We start from the raw sequence: 20,252 nt of genomic DNA on the forward strand, positions 1-20,252 counted from the left end.
TCAGAACAGAGCGCGCGGCGCGCCGTTCATTCCGACGGCTTTTGATCGGCTCGCCGTCTCGGAGCTCGCCGTCTTGGCGGCGGTGCAGCCGCTGGCTTGATGCGGATTCGCATCGTCCCGCCCTTCGACTCGATCTCGAAAGCGTTGGTCCTGCGCACCAGCTCGCCGAGGGTGCGGAAGCCGTAGGTCCTCTGATCGAAATCCGACGCGAAATTGGCCAGCTGCCGTCCGACCTCGCCAAGCGTGACCCAGCCGTCTTCGCTCGCCATCTGGCTGATGACCTTCTTGATGATCGGCGTGGCGGCCTCGGGCGGCTGCAACGGCTGCGCCCGCACGGCGGCATCCTGATTGCTCGGCGCGCCGCCGCGCAGATTCTCGGTATAGACGAACCGGCGGCAGGCCTGCCGAAAACTCTCCGGCGTCTTCTGCTCGCCGAACCCGAACACGTCGATGCCGTGCTCGCGGATGCGGGCGGCAAGCCGGGTGAAATCGCTGTCCGACGACACCAGGCAGAACCCGTCGAACCGGCCGCTGTGCAGCAGGTCCATGGCGTCGATCACCAAGGTGATGTCGGATGCATTCTTCCCGGTCGTATAGGCGAATTGCTGCTGCGGGATGATGGCGTGCTTCGACAGTATGTCGGCCCAGCCCTTGGACCTGGGATTGGAGAAGTCGCCGTAGATGCGGCGCACACTGGCCTCGCCGATCTTGGCGATCTCCTCGAACAGCCCATCGGCGATCTTGGCAGATGCGTTGTCGGCGTCGATCAGGACGGCCAGACGAGGCGAACGGAGTTCGGAAGGCATGGCATTTCTCGGCTGGGACAGGATGAATGGACAATTCCGCAGACAGCTGCGGAACCGGCGCAGCTGCCGTATCGGAGCACATCGCGCGTCCCAAGCATAGGCGGCATCGCCAAGACGTCGCGGCGATGCGAGCCTTGAGGCGGCGAGGTCAGATTACCTCGCCCAAGTCGATCGCCCGCCTGGCGAACTCGATGGCCTTCTCGGCGGTGATCGCGTCCGCTGTGGTCGTCGCCTCGTCGCGCACCGACGGCGGCGAAGCGATCCGGATCTTCTTGCCGTTCGAACGGCGGATGGTCGCGCGCCAGCGATCGACATCGCGCCGGTAGGCATCGATGACAAAATCCCGATAGCTGACGCCGCTCATCAGCGGCTGAATCGATGCCGCTTCGACAGTGAGCGGCCGGCTTGCGACGTCGCGCACCATCTCGACAATGGTCTCGACGGCATGCTCACGCGCGACGCCGGTCGCGTCCCTGAGCAGATAGTTCACCGCCGCGCCGATCTGCGCCCTCGCGCGATCGTCGCTCGCAAAATCCAGATCGGCCTGAACTGACATATGGGGAAAACGCCTCCGCCCGACGCAACATCGGATACCTCCAGGCATCCGGCACCTTGCAACTACGTGACGTTTAGTCGGCTCCCCATTAAAGCCGGATTATCCGTTAGCCCCCGATTTCTCGGATGCCGTTAACCGGCTCTTGATGCCGCTTCACAGGATGCTCGACGCGACAAGGATGGTCGGCCGGATCACGGGAGGACCGCGCTACGCGCCGATGTGTCCGCGGCCCCGCCCGGTGCCGCAGCCCGGTCCCCGCCGCCAATTCGCGCGTGATCAGCAATTGACATATCACTGCTATCCGTGTGACATTTTATTAAAAGGGGCCGACTAGAGCCCATCAATCTCCACTTGGGGAGGCAGCAATGACCATTTCCGACGTCACCGCGGCAGCGGGAAGCCGGGCTCCTGCCGCCGTTGCGCGAACCGCGCAGGCGCAGCAGGTCGCCGATATCGCGGCGCGGCTCGAACGCCTGCCGCTCACCTCCTATCAGCGCTGGATCTTCGGAATCATCGCGACCGCGTGGTTCTTCGACAGCATGGATCTGGCCGCGCTCACCTTCGTGCTCGGTTCGATCCGCCAGACCTTCGGCCTGTCGACGGCGGAAACCGGGCTGCTGTCCAGCATGAGCTTCCTTGGCATGTTCGCGGGCGCCGCGTCCGCCGGCCTGCTCGCCGACCGTTTCGGCCGCGCCCGCGTCTTCCAGGTCAGCATGATCTTCTGGGGACTGGGCAGCCTGTGCTGCGGTCTGTCCACCACGGCGACCGCGCTCGGTGCGTCCCGCCTGCTGCTCGGCTTCGGCATGGGCATGGAGTTTCCGGTCGCGCAGTCGATGGTCTCGGAGATCATGCCGGCGCGCAACCGCGGCCGCTACATCGCGTTCCTCGAAGGATTCTGGCCGCTCGGCTTCATCGCGTCGGGCTTGTTGACCTACTTCGTGCTGCAGGTCGCCGACTGGCGCTGGGTCTTCATCCTGCAGGCAATCCCGGCCGTGTTCGTGCTGGTGGTGCGCCGCTTCGTTCCGGAATCGCCGCGCTGGCTTGCGTCCCACGGTTATTCGGAGCGGGCCGAAGCGACCGTGCGCGACATCGAATCCAGGGTCCGCGACCGTCTCGGCGGCAAGGAGCTGCCGCCGGTGGTGCGCCAGGTGGCCGCCCCCGCGTCCGAAGTGACCGGCCTGAGAACGCTGTTTTCGGGCATCTATGCCAAGCGGACCACGATGTTGTGGACCCTGTGGTTCTTCGCGCTGCTCGGCTTCTACGGCCTGACCACGTGGCTCGGCGCGCTGCTGCAGGCCAAGGGCTTCCCGATCACCAAATCGGTGTTCTACACCATCCTGATCTCGCTCGCGGGGATCCCCGGCTTCCTGGTCTCGGCGTGGCTCGTCGAATCCTGGGGCCGCAAGGCGACGCTGGTGATGAACCTGCTCTGCGGCGCGATCGCCTGCCATTTCTACGGCTCGGCGGCGGACCAGACCCAGCTCATCATTGCCGGCCTCTGCATGCAGTTCTTCCTGTTCGGCATGTGGTCGGCGCTCTACGCCTATACGCCCGAACTGTACCCGACCCATGTCCGCGCCACCGGAACGGGCTTTGCCTCCGCGGTCGGCCGAATCGGTTCGCTGATCGGCCCCTATGTGATCGGCGTGATCCTGCCGGCGGCTGGACAAGGCGGCGTGTTTGCGCTCGGCGCCGGCGCGTTCGTGGTGGCGGCGCTTGCGGTGCTGTTGCTCGGCGAGGAAACCCGCGGCCGGACGCTGGAAAGCATTTCGCACTGATGGGCGCGCGGCGCGCCGTCCGATTCGGCTTAGGCCGATCGACCGGCCTTGTCATTGCCATCGGGCGTGTGAGATATCTGCTGTACAGCAGCACTCACGATCCTGATGGTAAATTCGAGCAAACGATCCAGCACGGTGCGCGTGCGCACAGCAGGAAGCCGCCGGCCGGCACGGCAATCGTCCGCCGCCGGCGACAAGCCGCGCGGTTCCGCGCCGGCCCCGCTCCCGCAAAGCGACGTCACGCTCACCGATCGCGCCTATGCCGAGCTGGAAGAGCTGATCGTGACGCTGCAACTGCCGCCGGGCACCGCGCTCTCCGAGCTCGTGCTCGCCAAGCGGCTCAACATCGGCCGAACCCCGATCCGCGAGGCCTTGCAGCGCCTGTCGCGCGACGGCCTCGTCAACATCCTGGCCCGCCGCGGCGTGCTGGTGTCCGAGATCGACCTCAGGGCCCAGCTGCGCCTGCTCGAAGTCCGGCGCGAGCTGGAACGGCTGATGGCGCGCGGCGCCGCCGAGCGCGCCACCAGCGAGCAGCGCACCCAGTTCTCCGAGATCGCCGCCGGCATGCGGCGCGCGGCGGAGAAATCCGACGACCTGCTGTTCATGCGGCTGGATCACCAGTTCAACACCCTGATCTCCGCGGCGTCGCGCAACGAGTTCGCCTCCCGCGCCATGGGCCTGATGCATGGCCTGTCGCGCCGGTTCTGGTACCAGCATTACAAAGAAGCGGCCGATCTGCCGCTCGCGGCGCGGCTGCATGCCGACGTCGCCGAAGCCGTCGCCGAGCGCCGCGTCGACGCCGCGGGCGCGGCCTCCGATAGCCTGATCGACTACATCGAGAGTTTTGCACGTTCGACGCTGTAACGGCTCTCAGAGCTCGACGACCGTGCGGATCGAACGTCCGCGCCGCAGCGCCTCGAAGCCGTCATTGATGCTGTCGAGGCTGCAGCGGCCTGTGATCAGTTCGTCGAGCTTGAGCCGGCCGTCCAGATAGGCCTGCGCCAGCAAGGGAAAGTCGCGCCGTGGCCGCGCGCCGCCATAGCTCGAGCGGCGAAATCGCTTCTCGCCCATCAACGCGCCCCAGCGAAAACTCACGTCCCGCGTGACGTCGATCTTGCCGAGCCAGATCACCTCGCCGCCCGGCCGTACCGCCTCCGCGGTCTGCCGAAACGCGTTGGGATGGCCCGCCGCTTCAAGGATGACGTCGGCGCCGCGGCCGCCCGTCGCCTGCTTTGCGAACTGGACCGGGTCCTCGCGGGCCGCGTTGACGACGTGCGTGGCGCCGAGCTGCCGCGCCAGCGCCAGCTTTGCATCATCGAGGTCGACCGCGATGACAGCACCTGCGCCGGCAAGCCGGGCGCCCTGCACCGCTGCCAGCCCGACCGCGCCGCAGCCGGTGACCATCACGGTATCGCCGTGACCGATGGCGGCGACGTTCAGCGCGGCGCCGACGCCGGTCATGACGCCGCAGCCGATCAGGCACGCGCGGTCGAACGGGATGTCGTTCGGCACGACGATCGCCTGCTGGGCCGGCAGCACGACATATTCCGAGAACGCGCCGAGGAACATCAGGTGCGTCAGCTTGCGTCCGTCCGCGAGCTGCGCCTTCGATGCGCCGTCGAAATGCACGCCTTCCGCGCCCCGCGCGAGATAGGTCTCGCACAGGATCGGCTGCGCGCGGTCGCAGTGAAAGCAGTGCCCGCAATGCGGATTCCAGGACAGGATGACGCGATCGCCGACGCTGATGTCGCGCACCGCGCTGCCGATTTCCTCGACCACGCCGGCCGCCTCGTGCCCGAGGATTATCGGCAAGGGATAGCGCAGCGATCCGTCGATGACTTCCAGATCGGTGTGGCAGAGCCCCGCGGCGCGCACCTTCACCACGACGTCGGTCGGCATGGGCGGCGCAAGCGATACGCGCTCGACGGAGAGCGGCGTTCCGCTTTGATGCAGCACCGCCGCGCGACAGGTCAGGGTCATCTCAGGAATTCTCTGCCGGGGGCATCAGATCAGCACGGGCTCAGGCCGTCTGTCCGGAGCGCAGCGCCGCGACCGCCTCGTCGAGATCGGCCGAGGAGAGCTCCCATTCATTGTCGAAATTGGCGACGACGCGCCGCATGAAGCTCTCGTGCAACGCTTTCGCGGCAGCGGCATCGTGCAGATGGTCATAGAGCAGCGCGAAGGCCAGTTGTGCCGGCTCGGGCCCCTCGTAGCTCCATTCAAAGCCGTGTTCGGTGAGACGAAGCTGGTCGTAATGCGGTGACAGCGGCTTGCCGTCGACCAGCACCGAAATGCCGTCGATGGTGCGGTCCCCGGTATAGCTCGCCATCGGATCCTCCCTGTGCTGCAGCATCATATCAGGAGCTCGGTCAGGATCCCGGCGGACGCATCTTGAGGTCCTTCTTGACGACCTCGGGGAATATCCACATCGCGACGGTTGCGAACACGCCGAGGAAGGCTACCGCATAGCTCGGTCCCTGCTGTCCCAGATAGACCATGAAAAAATATCCGCAGGCCGCCGTGGCGAGGCAGGCCAGCGACAGCATGAGCTTGATGTGGCTTGGCATCGAGACCTCCCTTCAGGTCATCCAGTTGTGAAACGACGGTGCCGCCACGCGGACCAACAGCGCGAGCGCGGCGATCATGGCGCAACAGGACAGCCGCAACCCCGCGCGTCCGTCGCGCCACCATTCCGGCAGCGCCTGAAACAGCCCGGGCAAAAACAAGAACAGCACGCCGCCGACGATAACGATTGTTGTCCAGCGCAATTCGGCCAGCGCGAATGCCAGCGTGCCGGCGAGCAGCACCACCCATAGTGCGGTCGTCATCGTCACCGGCAGAACGGCGCGCCCGCGCAGCGGGTACATGCCGGCCAGTTGCAGGAAGCCGATGCAGCACACGCTCCACAGCAGGCCGAACCAGGCGAGGCCTGCGAGATTGGGTTCAAGCTGCGGCATGCGGCACCGATTGCTCCTTCGCCACGACCCGCGGCGTCCGCGCCGTGCGGCGCATGTCGGTCTTCACGTAGCGCGTGCTGTAGCCGTTGAAGATGTGGCCAAGCAGGCCGCGATTGAGATCGGAGGTGCCGAACACATAGTCCATCACCGGGAAGGTCAGGTTCATGTTCCGCTCCATCATGATCGACTGGTTGTGATGGGCGGTATGATGCCGGCGAATGGTGTTGACGAACGGCATGTTGCGCACGAAGGCATTTTCCTCGACGTGGCAGCAGAAGTGCATGAACTCGTAGATCAGGTACATCGAGGTCGTCGTGGTGATCAGCAGCCAGCCGGTGTTGGCCGAGATCACAAGGCCCGCGACGATCGCCGGCGGGATCGACATCAGGGTGAACACCACGAGCGCATAGGGCGGGAAGAAGGTGACGCGCCAGTCGTGATGATCGGCGAAGCGCATCTCCTCTTCGGTGAAGAATTGATGGTGCATCAGCGTGTGGCGGCTGTAGATCGCGCGCAGCAATGGCACATTCGAGGGCCGGTGCATGACGAAGCGGTGCACCGCCCATTCGAAGAAGTTTGCGATCAGGAAGACCACGGGAATGGTGAGGTATTCCCACCATTTCACGTCGTGCACATTGGCCAGATAGACATACAGCGCCGTGAAGCCGATCGTGTAGATCAGCACGACATGCAGCCAGCCATTGTACCAGCCCACCACGCGCTCGCGGTAGGTCGCGCGATATTTGCGCTGGCGGTCGGTCATCCCTGTTGCAGCCAACTCCATCGCGGGTCCCTCCGTCATTCCTGATCTGATATATCAGTAGCACATCAGATGCGGAAGGCAAGCTTCGTCAGCCGCGCGCGGGTCCGGAAAAGAAGATGGTGCGCGGAACCCGCGCAGGAGGATCAGAAAGCCTGGCTTGGTTTCGCACGATCGGGCTGACCGCGCCCTTCCCGCTCATCTCGGCGGCCCATTGCGGATGGGGACAGCCCAGCGAAAAGGCCGCCCCGGACGGTGTCCGGGGCGGCCTGTGGCATTCGACAGATCAGAAGATCAGAGCAGGCCCGCGCCGCGCGCCCACTTGTACTTGGCGCCGAGCACCTCGACCGGCAGTTCGGTCGAATAGGCGTAGGCCGGGATGCCGTTCTGGTAGAGATACTCGGCGGCTTCCTCGACCTCGACGTCGCCGGCGAGCGAGGCGACGATCGGCTTGACGAAGCCCTTGGCCTCCATCTCCTTCTTCACCTCGACCATGTTGCGCGCGAACACCATCGGCGGCGTCACGATGGTGTGCCAGTAGCCGAGGATCAGCGCGTGGATGCGCTCATCCGACAGGCCGAGCTTGACCGTGTTGACGTAGGTGATCGGCGGCTCGCCGCCGGTGATATCCACAGGATTTCCGGCCGCGCCGAACGGCGGGATGAACTTGCGGAACGCCGCATCGAGATCCGGCGGCATCTGCATCAGCGACAGGCCGTTGTCGACCACGGAGTCGGAGAGCAGCACGCCGGAGCCGCCGGCGCCGGTGATGATCAGCACGTTCTCGCCCTTCGGCGTCGGCAGCACCGGCACGCCGCGGGCGAATTCGAGCAGCTGCCGCAGGCTGCGGGCACGGATCACGCCCGACTGCTTGAACACGTCCTCGTAGATCTTGTCGTTGCCGGCGAGCGCGCCGGTGTGCGACGAGGCCGCCTTCGCACCCGCAGAAGTGCGGCCGGCCTTGAGCACGACCACCGGCTTCTTCTTGGAGACGCGCTTGGCGGCTTCCGCGAAGGCGCGGCCATCCTTCAGGTCCTCGCAGTGCTGCGCGATCAGGTTGGTGTTGGGATCCTGCTCGAAAAAGGCGAGCAGATCGTCCTCGTCGATGTCGGACTTGTTGCCGAGGCCAACGATCGCCGACACGCCCATCTTGGCCGAGCGCGAGAAGCCGATGATCGCCATGCCGATGCCGCCCGACTGCGACGACAGCGCGGCGTGGCCCTTGACGTCATAGGCGGTGCAGAACGTGGCGCAGAGATTGGCCGGGGTATAATAGAAGCCGTAGATGTTCGGCCCCATCAGGCGGATATTGTACTTCTTGCCGACCTCGACGATCTCGGCCTGCAATTCCGGCGCGCCGGCCTCGGCAAAGCCCGAGGGAATCAGCACCGCGCCGGGGATTTTCTTCTCGCCGCATTCGGCGAGCGCGCCGGCGACGAATTTCGCCGGGATCGCGAACACCGCCGTGTCGATCACGCCGGGCACGTCCTTGACGCTCTTGTAGGCCTTGTAGCCGAGGATCTCGTCGGCCTTGGGGTGGATCGGATAAATCTCGCCCTTGTAGCCGCCGTTGATGAGGTTCTTCATCACGGAGTTGCCGATCTTGCCGTCCTCGGCGGAGGCGCCGATCACAGCAACGCCCTTCGGCTGCATGATTCGGTTCATCGCGGCGACGATCTCTTCGGTCGGACGCGGCGCCGGGCGCGGCTTGTAGTTGAAGTCGACGACGATGCGGACGTCGGCCGCGATCGCGTTCTTGCTGGTGGCGAACACCGGGTTGAGGTCGAGCTCGACGATCTCGGGGAAATCGCTGACCAGCTGCGACACCTTGACGACGACGTCGGCGAGCGCCTCGCGATTGACCGCCTCGCCGCCGCGCACGCCCTTCAGCATCTCATGCGCCTGGATGCCGTCGAGCATCGACAGCGCATCATCCTTGGTCGCGGGCGCGAGGCGGAAGGTGATGTCCTTGAGGATTTCGACCAGCACACCGCCGAGGCCGAAGGCGACCAGCTTGCCGAACGAGCCGTCGGTGATCGAGCCGACGATCACCTCGGTGCCGCCGCCCAGCATCTGCTGGACCTGGATGCCCTCGATCTTGGCGTCGGCCTTGTACTTCCTGGCGTTGGCGAGAATCGTCTCGTAGCTCTTCTCGGCCTCGGCGGCGCTCTTGACGCCGACCACCACGCCGCCGGCCTCGGTCTTGTGGAGGATGTCGGGCGAGACGATCTTCATCACGACCGGGAAGCCCATGTCGGAGGCGATGCGGGCGGCCTCGGCCGCCGACTTGGCGACACCCTCTTTCGGCACCGGAATGCCGTAGGCATCGCACACCACCTTGCCTTCAGGCGCGGTGAGGCTCGTGCGCTTGTCGGCCCTGACCGCATCGAGAATTTTGCGGACCGCATCCTTCGAATTTGACATTGGCTTCCTCCTGGGACAGATTTCGTGGCATTTGGTATGCCAAAAACGCAATTGTCAAGGTCGGTCGAGGTCCAAAAAGATCGAAAAATATAGGCAGCTTGACATTCTGGTATTTGGCATGCCAAAAATCTAAGGTAATTTCTTCTGCTAAGAAGACGTCTCCAAGAGGAGGAGACGAGTCGTGCCAGAACCGAAACAGACCAAGGCGTCGCCCACCATGGCTGACACAGATATCGCCATCGTCCGGATCGCGCCGGAGACGAGCTTCAAGAACAAGGCCTATGAAGCCTTGAAGGAAGCGATCCTGAAGATGGACATCTACGCGACGCCGGAGCCGGTGATGCTCGACGAGCGCGCACTGTCCGAGCGCCTCGGCGTCAGCCGCACGCCGATCCGCGAAGCGATCGCGATGCTCGAGCAGGACGGATTCGTGAAGACCGTGCCGCGCCGCGGCATCGTCGTGGTCCGCCGCACCAAGGCGGAGATCGTCGACATGATTCGCGCCTGGGCGGCGCTGGAGAGCATGGCGGCCCGCCTGATCACGACCACCGCGCGCAAGAAGGACATCTCGGCGCTGCGCGACTTCTTCAAGGACTTCAGCGACGATCGCCTGCCGCAGGATCACGTCGAGGAATATTCCAAGGCCAACATCGCCTTCCACCAGGCGCTGATCTCGCTGTCGGAATCGCCTGTTCTGGTCGACCTCACCAATGACCTGCTGCTGCATGTGCGCGGCTATCGCCAGCTCACGATCGGCCGCAAGGACCGCACCGCGACCTCGCTGCCCGAGCATCTCGGGATCATCGAGGCGCTGGAAGCGCGCGACACCGAGCTTGCCGAGAAGCGCGCGCGCGACCACACGCTTGGGCTTGCCGCCTATGTCGAGGCGCACGGCCAAGAATTATTCACGTAGAGAACCGTTCACTTAAGTTTGAGAGTCCACACCCGCTTCAGACGACAATCAGATCGTCCGAACAAAGAACGATCAGGGAGACGATGCCGATGCTGAATACCGCTACGAAGTCCGAGGCACCGGGCACCGAGCAAGAACTGACCGATGGCTTCCATCTCGTCATCGATGCGCTCAAGCTCAACGGCATCGACACCATCTATGGTGTGCCGGGTATCCCGATCACGGACCTGGGCCGCATGGCCCAGGCGGCGGGCATTCGCGTGCTCTCGTTCCGCCATGAACAGAATGCCGGCTATGCGGCCTCGATCGCCGGCTTCCTGACCAAGCGGCCCGGCGTCTGCCTCACGGTGTCGGCGCCCGGCTTCCTCAACGGCCTCACCGCGCTCGCCCACGCCACCACCAACTGCTTCCCGATGATCCTGGTCTCGGGCTCGTCCGAGCGCGAGATCGTCGACCTGCAGCAGGGCGACTATGAAGAGATGGATCAGCTCGCGATCGCCAAGCCGCTGTGCAAGGCCGCGTTCCGCGTACTGCACGCCCAGGACATCGGCATCGGCCTTGCGCGCGCGATCCGCGCCGCGGTGTCGGGCCGTCCGGGCGGCGTCTATCTCGACCTGCCCGCAAAGCTGTTCTCGCAGGTGATGAACGCCGACGCCGGTCAGAAGTCGCTGGTCAAGGTGATCGACGCCGCGCCCGAGCAGATCCCCTCCCCGTCTTCGGTCAAGCGCGCGCTGGACGTGCTGAAGAGCGCGAAGCGTCCGCTCATCATCCTCGGCAAGGGCGCGGCCTACGCGCAGGCCGACGAGGCGATCAAGAATTTCGTCGAGAAGAGCGGCGTGCCGTTCCTGCCGATGAGCATGGCCAAGGGCCTGCTGCCCGATCTGCATCCGCAATGCGCGGGTGCGGCGCGCTCGACCGTGCTGAAGGAAGCCGACGTCGTGATGCTGATCGGCGCCCGCCTCAACTGGCTGCTCTCGCATGGCAAGGGCAAGACCTGGGGTGAAGCTCCGAAGAAGTTCATCCAGGTCGACATCGAGCCGAAGGAAATGGATTCCAACGTCGAGATCGTCGCCCCCGTGGTCGGCGACATCGGTTCCTGCGTCTCGGCGTTCCTCGACGCCATGGGCGCGAACTGGACCGCGGCGCCGTCCGACTGGCTCTCGACCATCGCCAAGAAGCGCGACGACAACGTCGCCAAGATGGCGCCGAAGCTGATGAGCAACGCTTCGCCGATGGATTACCATGGCGCGCTCGGCGCGCTGCGCGCCATCATCGCGGAACGTCCGGACACCATCTTCGTCAACGAGGGCGCCAACACGCTCGACCTCGCCCGTGGCGTCGTCGACATGCACAAGCCGCGCAAGCGGCTCGACGTCGGCACCTGGGGCGTGATGGGCATCGGCATGGGCTATTCGATCGCCGCTGCGGTCGAGACCGGCCTGCCCGTGCTCGCCGTCGAAGGCGACAGCGCGTTCGGGTTCTCGGGCATGGAGATCGAGACCATCTGCCGCTACAGGCTGCCGATCTGCGTCGTGATCTTCAACAATGACGGCATCTATCGCGGCACCGACGTCAACAGCGCCGGCGACGATCCGGCGACCACCGTGTTCGTCAAGGGCTCGCGCTACGACAAGATGATGGAAGCCTTCGGCGGCGTCGGCGTCAACGCCACCTCGCCGGACGAGTTGAAGCGCGCGGTCAATGCGGCGCTGGATTCCGGCAAGCCGACGCTGATCAACGCGGTGATCGATCCGGCGGCGGGCTCGGAGAGCGGCCGCATCGGCAACCTCAATCCGCAGAGCGTTCTGCAGAAGAAGAAGTAACCCCTAACCCCCATCACTCCCTGCGGGTGCAGGGGCAGACAGAGTACGGAGCAAACATTATGACCAAGGCGCTGAAGGGCGTTCGCATTCTCGATTTCACCCACGTCCAGTCGGGTCCGACCTGCACGCAATTGCTGGCCTGGTTCGGCGCCGACGTGATCAAGGTCGAGCGTCCCGGCGTCGGCGACATCACACGCGGCCAGCTGCAGGACATCCCGAACGTGGACAGCCTGTATTTCACCATGCTGAATCACAACAAGCGCTCGATCACGCTCGACACCAAGAACCCGAAGGGCAAGGAAGTGTTGACCGCGCTGATCAAGCAGTGCGACGTGCTGGTCGAAAACTTCGGCCCCGGCGTGCTCGATCGCATGGGCTTCCCCTGGGAGAAGATCCAGGCCATCAACCCGAAGATGATCGTCGCCTCGATCAAGGGCTTTGGCCCGGGCCCGTATGAAGACTGCAAGGTCTACGAGAACGTCGCGCAGTGCACCGGCGGCGCCGCCTCGACCACCGGCTTCCGCGACGGCCTGCCGCTGGTCACCGGCGCGCAGATCGGCGACAGCGGCACCGGGTTGCATCTCGCACTCGGCATCGTCACCGCGCTGTACCATCGCACCCACTCCGGCAAGGGCCAGCGCGTCACCGCCGCGATGCAGGACGGCGTGCTCAATCTCGCCCGCGTCAAGCTGCGGGACCAGCAGCGGCTCGCCCACGGTCCGCTGAAGGAATACAGCCAGTTCGGCGAAGGCATTCCGTTCGGCGATGCCGTGCCGCGCGCCGGCAACGATTCCGGCGGCGGCCAGCCCGGCCGCATCCTGAAGTGCAAGGGCTGGGAGACCGATCCGAACGCCTACATCTACTTCATCACCCAGGCCCCGGTCTGGGAGAAGATCTGCGACGTGATCGGCGAGCCGAGCTGGAAGACCGATCCGAACTACGCCAAACCGCCGGCCCGCCTGCCGCGCCTCAACGAGATCTTCGCCCGCATCGAGCAGTGGACTATGACCAAGACCAAGTTCGAGGCGATGGAGATCCTCAACAAGGACGACATCCCCTGCGGTCCGATCCTCTCGATGAAGGAGATCGCCGAAGACCAGTCGCTGCGCGCGACCGGCACCGTGGTCGAGGTCGACCACCCGACCCGCGGCAAGTACGTCTCGGTCGGCAACCCGATCAAGCTGTCGGATTCGCCGAGCGACGTTCAGCGCTCGCCGCTGCTCGGCGAGCACACCGACGAGATCCTGCGCGAGGTGCTCGGCTTCAGCGATCACCAGGTCGCCGAGATCCACGACTCCGGCGCGCTCGACCCGCCACGCAAGCAGGCGGCCGAGTAAGGGCAGCGCTCAAGCAGAAACACGAATGGCCGCGGGCAACCGCGGCCATTTTCGTTCCGGCCGGTCGTCAGTTCAGCCGTCGTGGCGAGATCAAGGTCCCCGGCGAAAGCCGGCGCTCATTGCCAGCCCGGAACTCCACGCATGTCGGGTAAGTGATGTGCAATGCCCTTGTGGCAATCGATGCAGGTCTTCTCGCCGGTAAACAGGAAGCGCTGGTGCGCCACCGACGCGCGCGGTGACTGCTTGGTGATATCCATCGATTCCGCGCTGTGACAGTTGCGGCATTCGAGTGAATCGTTGGCCTTGAAACGCGCCCACTCATGCAGCGCGAGCTCGAGCCGCTTGTCGACAAACTTGTCGCGGGTGTCGATGACACCGAACAGGTGGCCCCACACCTCCTTGGAGGCCTGCATCTTGCGTGCGATCTTGTCGGTCCAGTTGTGCGGAACGTGACAGTCCGGGCAGGTGGCGCGGACGCCGGAGCGATTGGTGAAATGGATGGTCGACTTCAGTTCCGCAAACACGTTTTCGCGCATCTCGTGGCAGCCGGTGCAGAATTTCTCGGTGTTGGTCAATTCGAGCGCGGTATTGAACCCGCCCCAGAAAATCACCCCGGCGACGAAGCCCGCGATCACCAGCACGCCGAGCCCAAACACCGTGCTCGGCCGCACCAGCACGTCCCACAGCTCGCGCGCGAAGGCCCATGCGCGTTGGAAGAGCCCCTCCTTCGAGGCTTGGGGGTCGGCCGCCTTCATCGACGGCCGCCCGGACCCGCGCGGCTCAGCATGGTGTCGATGTCGACGAAGTCGTTGCTGATGGGCGGATTGCTCACGCTCTGCGGTACGTGACATTCAGTGCAGAAAAAACGGCGCGGCGAGATCGACGCAAGGAACTGGCCGTCGCGATCCATGAAATGAGTAATCGAGACCATCGGCGCCTGCGACTCGCCGGTGCGGGCGCGCGCGTGACAGGACAGGCATTTGTTGCTGTTCAGATCGATCTGGTAGCCGTCGATCGAATGCGGAATCACCGGCGGCTGCTCGGGATAGTTCCTGACCTCCCGCTCGGACGTGTTGCGCGTCGGCATCATCGGCGGAGCCGGGCCTTCATTATCGAGCGGCGTCGGCCCCCGCAGCCCGGAATCGAGCGATTGCGCCGCCAATGTGCCGGTGCCGGCCCCTATCGCCAGGACGAGCAGAACGACGCGCAGGTCCCTGATCATGACGGCAGCACCTTCTCGATGCGCACGGCGCATTTCTTGAAATCGGTCTGCAGCGAAAGCGGATCGGTGGCGTCGAGCGTCACCTTGTTGATCAGCTTCGACTCGTCGAACCAGGGGACGAACACCAGACCTCGCGGCGGCCGGTCGCGGCCGCGGGTCTCCAGCCGCGCCCGGATGAACCCGCGGCGAGAGATCACCTTGACCTCGTCACCGCGTCGCAGCTTGGCCTCCTGCGCATCATCCGGATGCATGAAGCAGACGGCCTCGGGAAACGCGCGATAGAGTTCGGGCACGCGGCGGGTCATGGTGCCGGAGTGCCAATGCTCCAGCACCCGGCCGGTGGAAAGCCACAAGGGGTATTCGCTATCAGGCGATTCCGCCGGCGGTTCGTAGGGAAGCGCAAAGATGCGCGCCTTGCCATCGGCAAAACCGTAGAACTGCACGCCTCTGCCCTGCCCGACATACGGGTCCGAGCCTTCGCGGAAACGCCACTTCGTCTCCTTGCCGTTCACGACGGGCCAGCGCAGCCCGCGCTCGCCGTGATAGGCATCGAACGGCGCGAGATCGTGGCCGTGGCCGCGGCCGAAGCTGGCATATTCCTCGAACAGCCCTTTCTGGACATAGAAGCCAAACGCCTTGGATTCGTCGTTGGCGTAGCCCGACGCGACGTCGGAGACCGGAAACTTGTCGACCTGGCCGTTGCGATAGAGCATGTCGAACAGCGTCTTGCCACGATACTCCGGCTTCTTTGCCAGCAACTCTTCCGGCCAGACCTCCTCGATCTTGAAGCGCTTGGAAAACTCCATCAATTGCCAGAGATCTGAACGCGACTCGCCCGGAGCGGTGACGAGCTGGTGCCAGAACTGGGTGCGCCGCTCGGCATTGCCATAGGCGCCTTCCTTTTCCACCCACATCGCGGTCGGCAAGATCAGGTCGGCGCCGAGCGCGGTGACGGTCGGATAGACTTCCGAAACGACAATGAAATTGTCGGGATTGCGGAAACCGGGATAGGTTTCCTCGTTGATGTTGGGACCGGCCTGCAAATTGTTGTTGACCTGCACCCAGTAGGCGTTGAGCAGACCGTCCTTCAGCATCCGGCTTTGCAACACCGCGTGATAGCCCGGCTTGTCCGGAATCGTGCCTTCCGGCAACTTCCAGATCTCCTCCGCCTTGTCGCGATGCGCCTTGTTGGTGACGACCATGTCTGCCGGGAGGCGGTGCGAGAAGGTACCCACCTCGCGTGCGGTACCGCAGGCCGAGGGCTGGCCGGTCAGCGAAAACGGGCTGTTGCCGGGCTCCGCGATCTTCCCGGTCAGAAGGTGAAGATTGTAGACCAGATTGTTGCACCAGACGCCGCGGGTGTGCTGGTTGAAACCCATGGTCCAGAAGCTGACGACCTTGGTCTTCGGGTCAGCGTAGAGCTCGGCCAGCGCCTCCAGGCGATTGAGCGGAACGCCCGACATCTTCGCCGCCTTTTCCAGCGTGTAGTCGGCGAGGAATTTGACGTAGTCGTCGTAGCTCATATCGGTGGCATCGTTGGCCTTGGCCGCACCCGTCGCCTTCTTCTGCAGCGGATGATCGGGCCTCAGGCCGTAGCCGATGTCGGTCTGGCCGCGCTTGAACACGGTATGCGCGGTGACGAAATCCTTGTTCACGCGCCCGGTCTTGATGATGTGATTGGCGATCGCATTGAGGATGTAGAGATCGGAGTGCGGCGTGAACACGATCCCGATGTCGGCAAGGTCGAACGATCGGTGCTCGAAGGTCGAAAGCACGGCGACCCGCACATGCGCCGCCGAAAGCCTGCGGTCGGTCACCCGCGTCCACAGAATCGGGTGCATCTCCGCCATGTTGGAGCCCCACAACACGAAGGCATCGGTGGCCTCGATGTCGTCGTAGCAGCCGGCCGGTTCGTCCATGCCGAAGGTGCGCATCATGCCGACCACGGCTGAGGCCATGCAGTGGCGCGCGTTGGGATCGATGTTGTTGGAGCGAAAGCCGGCCTTGAACAGTTTTGAAGCCGCATAGCCCTCCCAGACCGTCCATTGGCCGGAGCCGAACATGCCGATGCCGCTCGGCCCGCGCTGCTTCAGCGCCGCCTTGAACTTCTCGGCCATGATGTCGAACGCCTCGTCCCACGCGACCGGGGTGAAGTCTCCGTTCTTGTCGTACTTGCCGTTCGTCTTGCGCAGCATCGGCTGCGTCAGGCGATCGTGGCCGTACATGATTTTGGAGAGGAAGTAGCCCTTCACGCAGTTGAGGCCGCGATTTACCTCGGCCTTGATATCGCCGTGGGTGGCAACGACGCGATTGTCCTTGGTTGCCACCATGACGCTGCAGCCGGTGCCGCAGAAGCGGCAGGGAGCCTTGTTCCAGTCGAGTTCGCTGGCATCACGGTCAGCGACGAGGTTTGCCGCGACCGACGCAACTGGCATTCCGCCGGCCGCAGCGGCAATCGCGGCGGCCTCCAGCTTCAGCATCTGGCGGCGGTCGAGCTTGGTTTCGGTCATGGCTTGCCTCCCGGCACTTCAGCAGACGTCGATGGCGTGAAACACCAGCGAGGCGGAATGGACGTGCGGTAACAGAGCGATCGTGTTCAACGTCGCGCCGAGCGCACCGGCATCGGGTGCATCGACCACCACGACGAGCTTGCCTCTGGGGTCGCGGCCGAAAATCTCGCAGCCGGAAACGGCGAGGATGTCGGCTTCGACCGCATCAAGGCTCTCGGGGCGGGCCTGCACCAGGATGCTGGCGATCTCGCCCCCCGGGGGCGTCACGACGCGCTCCGCTGTCAAGGCGCGGCCGGTAATCAACATACGGCGATTGATCGCGGTCTTGCGCACAACGATGCTCTCCCTGTCAGTGCGGTGGGGGCGGACCGGGAGGGCCGGCCACCATTTGGTAGATCCAGATCGCGAGTCCGTATGACCCCACAGTCGCGACCGCGAGCCCCGGCATCAGGATGGCGGTCAGGAACAGGAAGGCGAAGATTTCCATTCGCGTTCGGCGACGCCGTGCATCTGCGTCGCCGTCTGCGACCGCCATGATCGTGTCTCTCGCTTGGGACGTTGGGGGGACGGCATCCGGGCCGCTGCCTTGGACATCAACCTAAGGAGCGGCGGTGAGCGGACATTGATTCAGATCAATGTGCGGAGCGACGGCCTCACGCAGCAAACATATCTCGGGCGAGCGAGACGACTCTACGTGGTAATCTATCGCACGCCGGATCAACCACCCTCGCCGCTCTCGCCGTCACCGCCCTCGTCGCCCGGCACATATTCCAGGATATCGCCCGGCCGGCAGTCCAGCTCGCGGCAGATTGCCGACAGCGTCGAGAAGCGCATCGCCTTCGCCTTGCCGGTCTTCAGGATCGACAGGTTCTGGATCGAAATGCCGATCGCGTCCGCGAGGTCTCCGAGGCGGCGCTTGCGCTTTGCGAGCATGACATCGAGGTTCACCACGATGGGCACAAGCATCACCCTCAGATCGTCAGATCGTTTTCGGACTGCAACAGGATGGCCTGCTCGATCACGAATTTCAGCGCCATCAGGAACACGCCGCCCGCGACCGTGCCGACGTCGACGCCGTAGCTCGGCAGGAAGAACTTGATGTCGCCGAACTGATACAGCGCATAGGTCACCGCGATGGTCGTGATCGTATCCACAAACGGCCAGACCACCAGGAAGATCCCCATCCACCAGACACCCTGCAGCGTTTCGGACACGAAGATCCGTCCGTTGGCGAATCGGTTCACCATGCGATGTAGGATGCCGATCAGCACGGCGTAAAACGATACCCCAAGCGCGAACAGCGACCAGAACAGCACCTGGCCCTTGGCGGACATGGTCAGCGGGTTGGCGACGATGCTGGCGCACTTCGCCTGCTCGCCGATCAGGCTCTCGGCGATCGTCGCCGACGCCGTGGTGGTGCGGTAATAGGCCAGCCACAGCACCACCGGCAGTGCCGCCCAGATCAACCAGAACGCCCGATCGAGCCTGCGAAACCAGAGCTGGCGCTGCTCACGAACCGATTTCCCCATCGCACCCATCCGAAAAATTCTTTGCCAAAAAGCCGGTACGGCCGGATTGCATCATGCCTAGGCAATGTCATTGACTCAACCTTAAACGTGATTTATTTCATGTTTATCATGAAATTTTTCATGAAGTAGGTGGATGATGACGGTATTCCCAGACCAAAACGGCCTGCGCAAGGCCCTGAAGCAATTGATCCACGCTCACCTCACGCGCCGCTTGATCGTGGCCGCGTTCCACATCCCGCTGCTCGGCAGCCCCGCCGATGCCGCCAAGGCGAGCGACAAGGCCAACGATCCGGCCGGCGTCTGGCTGACCCAATCCGGCGACGCCAGGATCAAGGTCCACCGCTGCGGCAGCGCGCTGTGCGGCCGCGTCGTCTGGTTGAAGGAGCCGACAGACAGGGCCACCGGCAAGCCGCAGCTCGACGACAAGAACGCCGATCGCGCGCAGCGCACCCGACCGGTCATAGGCATGTCGCTGTTCATCAACATGCAGCCCGCCGGCCCGAACAAATGGGCCGGCCGGATCTACAACGCCGACGACGGCAAGACCTATGAGAGCTCGGTGACGCTGGTCTCGCCGGGCACGCTGAACGTTCGCGGCTGCATGGGAACGCTGTGCGCCGGCGAAGACTGGACGCGGTGAAGCGAATGCGGTGAAGGGACTTGGCCCCGACCCTTCATCGGCCAAGAAGAAAAGCAAACCCGCTCACTCGAGGCCGCCGCATTTGGGCGGCCTTCTTTTATAAACGCGCCGCCCGCCTCAATCTTCGAGGCCGAGCTTCCACAGCGGCGGCAGATCGGCGAAGGGCGGCGTGGTGTGGGCGATGACGATCGCGGCGCGCCGGCTGTCGGAATCGATCTTGCTGTTGATCGCCTTGACGTGCGCCTTCACGGCATCGAGCCCGACGCCGAGGATGCCCGCGATCTCTTCGTTCGACTTGCCCTGCGCGATCCACGACGCCACCTCGATCTGGCGCGGCGTCAGCGCGGGAAATGCCAGACGCAGGCGGTCGCTCGGTGTCAGCGCCGCCAGCGTTCGCTCCTGCGCCTGGCGGTAGCCGCGTAGGATGTGCGGACGAAAACCCTGCATCCGGTCGCGCTCCTCGTCGCTGAACGCCGGCCGTCCCACCACGCGATGCCCGACAACCGTGACCACATAACCGGCGTGCTCGAACGCGACCCCCATGATCCGCCGCGCCCCCGACGGCAGGAACACCTCCTTGGCAATCGGCAGCTCGACGAATTCCTCGTCGCTGAAGAAATCCGACTCGCGCAGCGCGCGTTCGCCATAGAACGCCGGATCGTGCTGCCAGAACGGATGCGAGTGCATGTGCTTCGCAAACGCCTGCATGCCGCCGGCACGAACCTCCGGATCGTCGCCGACCGAAATCAACGACCGGAAATCCCAGCTCGGACGATGGAACTCGGTGAAGCTCACCACCTCCGCATCGACCAGGCGGCCGACGCCGGCGAACAGGACACCCGGCAGCGTGTGCAGGTTGGACTCGGATTCGTAGAGACGAATGATTTCGTCGTCGAGTGTGCTGTCCCGTTGCATGGGATTCTGATCGACCAGGTTTGATTAATTTTTTGGCGATCACTGCAACGTCGCGACGTGCCCACATGTTGCAGCAAAGCCT

22 protein-coding genes are annotated in these 20,252 nt (G+C 64.3%); 6 read left to right on the forward strand and 16 right to left on the reverse strand.

The window, feature by feature from the left end; genetic code table 11:
* Positions 1-26: 26 nt before the first annotated feature.
* The gene (locus tag ACVIYL_RS38960; protein ID WP_253609452.1) at positions 27-806 is read right to left on the reverse strand and encodes an NYN domain-containing protein; all 780 of its coding nucleotides are present in this window, start codon (positions 804-806) and stop codon (positions 27-29) included.
* 148 nt (positions 807-954) lie between these two features.
* Complete coding sequence (locus ACVIYL_RS38965) at positions 955-1,362, reverse strand: hypothetical protein (protein ID WP_456781054.1); 408 nt, start codon at positions 1,360-1,362, stop codon at positions 955-957.
* Positions 1,363-1,727: 365 nt separating this feature from the next.
* Between ACVIYL_RS38965 and ACVIYL_RS38970 the strand changes: the two genes are divergently transcribed.
* Positions 1,728-3,140: an MFS transporter gene (locus tag ACVIYL_RS38970; protein WP_057020275.1), complete on the forward strand. Its 1,413-nt coding sequence runs from the start codon at positions 1,728-1,730 to the stop codon at positions 3,138-3,140.
* A 105-nt stretch (positions 3,141-3,245) separates the two neighbouring features.
* Positions 3,246-4,004 carry a GntR family transcriptional regulator gene (locus ACVIYL_RS38975; RefSeq protein WP_253609454.1) on the forward strand — a complete coding sequence of 253 codons (759 nt, stop codon included), beginning with the start codon at positions 3,246-3,248 and terminating at the stop codon, positions 4,002-4,004.
* A 6-nt stretch (positions 4,005-4,010) separates the two neighbouring features.
* Here ACVIYL_RS38975 and ACVIYL_RS38980 read toward each other — a convergent pair whose 3' ends face one another.
* From ACVIYL_RS38980 to ACVIYL_RS39005, 6 genes are all read right to left on the reverse strand, one after another.
* Entirely contained in the window at positions 4,011-5,120 is a 1,110-nt protein-coding gene (locus ACVIYL_RS38980; protein ID WP_456781055.1) for a Zn-dependent alcohol dehydrogenase, read from the reverse strand.
* Between the two features lie 40 nt (positions 5,121-5,160).
* Positions 5,161-5,469: a DUF6166 domain-containing protein gene (locus ACVIYL_RS38985; protein ID WP_028345228.1), complete on the reverse strand. Its 309-nt coding sequence runs from the start codon at positions 5,467-5,469 to the stop codon at positions 5,161-5,163.
* Positions 5,470-5,509: 40 nt separating this feature from the next.
* Entirely contained in the window at positions 5,510-5,707 is a 198-nt protein-coding gene (locus tag ACVIYL_RS38990; RefSeq protein ID WP_024579640.1) for a hypothetical protein, read from the reverse strand.
* A 12-nt stretch (positions 5,708-5,719) separates the two neighbouring features.
* A complete protein-coding gene (locus ACVIYL_RS38995; RefSeq protein WP_456781056.1) occupies positions 5,720-6,097 on the reverse strand; it encodes a hypothetical protein in 378 nt (125 codons plus the stop codon).
* The gene (locus tag ACVIYL_RS39000; RefSeq protein WP_456781057.1) at positions 6,084-6,881 is read right to left on the reverse strand and encodes a sterol desaturase family protein; all 798 of its coding nucleotides are present in this window, start codon (positions 6,879-6,881) and stop codon (positions 6,084-6,086) included. The genes ACVIYL_RS38995 and ACVIYL_RS39000 overlap by 14 nt, the downstream gene beginning before the upstream one ends.
* Before the next feature lie 270 nt (positions 6,882-7,151).
* A complete protein-coding gene (locus ACVIYL_RS39005; protein WP_456781058.1) occupies positions 7,152-9,281 on the reverse strand; it encodes an acetate--CoA ligase family protein in 2,130 nt (709 codons plus the stop codon).
* Between the two features lie 217 nt (positions 9,282-9,498).
* Between ACVIYL_RS39005 and ACVIYL_RS39010 the strand changes: the two genes are divergently transcribed.
* The 3 genes from ACVIYL_RS39010 (at position 9,499) to frc (ending at position 13,354) form a co-directional block, all read left to right on the forward strand.
* Complete coding sequence (locus ACVIYL_RS39010) at positions 9,499-10,194, forward strand: GntR family transcriptional regulator (protein ID WP_050387017.1); 696 nt, start codon at positions 9,499-9,501, stop codon at positions 10,192-10,194.
* 89 nt (positions 10,195-10,283) lie between these two features.
* Positions 10,284-12,017: an oxalyl-CoA decarboxylase gene (gene oxc / locus ACVIYL_RS39015; RefSeq protein WP_283062524.1), complete on the forward strand. Its 1,734-nt coding sequence runs from the start codon at positions 10,284-10,286 to the stop codon at positions 12,015-12,017.
* A gap of 59 nt (positions 12,018-12,076) precedes the next feature.
* Complete coding sequence (gene frc / locus ACVIYL_RS39020; protein ID WP_456781059.1) at positions 12,077-13,354, forward strand: formyl-CoA transferase; 1,278 nt, start codon at positions 12,077-12,079, stop codon at positions 13,352-13,354.
* Positions 13,355-13,470: 116 nt separating this feature from the next.
* On the opposite strand, the gene ACVIYL_RS39025 is transcribed toward frc, so the two are convergent.
* The 7 genes from ACVIYL_RS39025 to ACVIYL_RS39055 all read right to left on the reverse strand — a co-directional run bounded on the left by ACVIYL_RS39025 (position 13,471) and on the right by ACVIYL_RS39055 (position 18,615).
* Positions 13,471-14,109, reverse strand: coding sequence for a NapC/NirT family cytochrome c (locus ACVIYL_RS39025; protein WP_456781060.1), 639 nt, complete (start codon positions 14,107-14,109; stop codon positions 13,471-13,473).
* Positions 14,106-14,576: a nitrate reductase cytochrome c-type subunit gene (locus ACVIYL_RS39030; protein WP_225163706.1), complete on the reverse strand. Its 471-nt coding sequence runs from the start codon at positions 14,574-14,576 to the stop codon at positions 14,106-14,108. The genes ACVIYL_RS39025 and ACVIYL_RS39030 overlap by 4 nt, the downstream gene beginning before the upstream one ends.
* On the reverse strand, positions 14,573-17,086 hold the full coding sequence (napA, locus tag ACVIYL_RS39035; RefSeq protein ID WP_310882813.1) for a nitrate reductase catalytic subunit NapA: 2,514 nt from the start codon (positions 17,084-17,086) through the stop codon (positions 14,573-14,575). Before napA ends, ACVIYL_RS39030 begins: the two co-directional genes overlap by 4 nt.
* Before the next feature lie 18 nt (positions 17,087-17,104).
* Positions 17,105-17,392, reverse strand: coding sequence for a chaperone NapD (locus tag ACVIYL_RS39040; protein WP_256559050.1), 288 nt, complete (start codon positions 17,390-17,392; stop codon positions 17,105-17,107).
* Between the two features lie 43 nt (positions 17,393-17,435).
* A complete protein-coding gene (napE, locus tag ACVIYL_RS39045; RefSeq protein WP_225163708.1) occupies positions 17,436-17,621 on the reverse strand; it encodes a periplasmic nitrate reductase, NapE protein in 186 nt (61 codons plus the stop codon).
* Between the two features lie 182 nt (positions 17,622-17,803).
* Positions 17,804-18,046: a helix-turn-helix domain-containing protein gene (locus tag ACVIYL_RS39050; RefSeq protein WP_026192543.1), complete on the reverse strand. Its 243-nt coding sequence runs from the start codon at positions 18,044-18,046 to the stop codon at positions 17,804-17,806.
* An 11-nt stretch (positions 18,047-18,057) separates the two neighbouring features.
* Positions 18,058-18,615 carry a DUF2975 domain-containing protein gene (locus tag ACVIYL_RS39055; protein WP_225642012.1) on the reverse strand — a complete coding sequence of 186 codons (558 nt, stop codon included), beginning with the start codon at positions 18,613-18,615 and terminating at the stop codon, positions 18,058-18,060.
* A 133-nt stretch (positions 18,616-18,748) separates the two neighbouring features.
* Between ACVIYL_RS39055 and ACVIYL_RS39060 the strand changes: the two genes are divergently transcribed.
* Entirely contained in the window at positions 18,749-19,255 is a 507-nt protein-coding gene (locus ACVIYL_RS39060) for a DUF2147 domain-containing protein (RefSeq protein WP_456781061.1), read from the forward strand.
* Between the two features lie 117 nt (positions 19,256-19,372).
* On the opposite strand, the gene ACVIYL_RS39065 is transcribed toward ACVIYL_RS39060, so the two are convergent.
* Positions 19,373-20,170, reverse strand: coding sequence for a helix-turn-helix transcriptional regulator (locus ACVIYL_RS39065; protein ID WP_456781062.1), 798 nt, complete (start codon positions 20,168-20,170; stop codon positions 19,373-19,375).
* Between the last annotated feature and the right edge of the window lie 82 nt (positions 20,171-20,252).

The sequence above is a fragment of the Bradyrhizobium sp. USDA 3315 genome (assembly GCF_054056795.1).